The sequence below is a fragment of the Thiolapillus sp. genome (assembly GCF_048562965.1).
Taxonomy (GTDB): Bacteria; Pseudomonadota; Gammaproteobacteria; order Chromatiales; family Chromatiaceae; genus Thiolapillus; species Thiolapillus brandeum_A.
This window is the reverse complement of the sequence record NZ_JBHNMF010001043.1, coordinates 1-957: the sequence shown is the minus strand read 5'-3', so window position 1 is coordinate 957 and position 957 is coordinate 1. Positions and strand designations below refer to the sequence as shown.

At 55.0% G+C, this 957-nt stretch carries 1 protein-coding gene; it reads left to right on the top strand.

Going from position 1 to position 957, the window contains the following annotated elements; translation table 11 throughout:
- The first annotated feature begins 94 nt into the window (after positions 1-94).
- A complete protein-coding gene (locus tag ACOCD2_RS22150; RefSeq protein WP_293653521.1) occupies positions 95-832 on the top strand; it encodes a hypothetical protein in 738 nt (245 codons plus the stop codon).
- The last annotated feature ends 125 nt before the right edge of the window (positions 833-957 follow it).

Here is a 957-nt window from a genome sequence, read left to right as displayed (position 1 = left end):
GCCTATTGCCGCATCTCCAGTTACCTGCAGACCATGGCAAATCAGGGATACAATCCGCTGGTCGCCATTCAAATGGCCTTTTCGGGACAGCTCTATGCTGATAGGGGTGAGTAGTTACCCCACCTTTACGTTTTCCACCGTATGCGCAGGTATTGCCGGGCTCGCCTACGATGGAGAGTATATGTGGGTTTCCTGCCAGGGAGCGAATGCAGTACGCTTGGTGCGTGTCAGGGATTTCCAGTCTTTTGCTTTTCAGGATGTCTCTGTTCCAGGTCCAGGAGCAATTGCATTTGATGGCAAGAACATGTGGGTATCAAGTAGCGATGGCAGTGTTCGGGTGATCGAAGCAGCTACAGGACAGGAAAAATACAAAGTGGCGGGCTCACCCGGTAACCGCGTACTCGAAATGGCTTTCGATGGAACCAGCATGTGGGCCACAACAGGTGCTGCGGCAGTTGCGGTGTTACCCGCTTCAAACCCCAATGGGGGCGGCAGTTTCTTTTATCTGAGTGAAGCAGGAGCCTGGGCGCTGGCATTTGATGGAACCAATATGTGGATCACCAATGAGGCGCACGATACCGTCACTGTGGCAGGCCCCGGTCTCGTGAATCTTGGTGAGTTCAATGTAGGTGATCAGCCAAAAGATCTGGTGTTCGATGGCGACTTGGTGTGGGTAAGCAACTACGAAGGGCGCAGCGTGACGCTGTTCCGTACCCGTGACCTGTCCGAGGTCGGTACTTTCCCGCTGGGCTATCGTCCTGTAGATACCGTCTTTGATGGTGCCAATGTCTGGATCACCGATTACGATGGCGACAGGGTAAGGAAGCACTAAGGGGCATCATCCGCTGCCAGCCATGGAGAGCGAAGCGAAGGCTGGTAGACCCCAGTAGCCGCGAGGCCGCACTGTTTTCCCGGCGTGCCTTGCGCCAGAGGGAAAACAAAGTAGGCCTCCGAACG

Bases quoted from the DNA above. Each gene is read 5' to 3' on its own strand.
- ACOCD2_RS22150 (WP_293653521.1), top strand. From the start codon at position 95: ATGCTGATAGGGGTGAGTAGTTACCCCACCTTTACGTTTTCCACCGTA.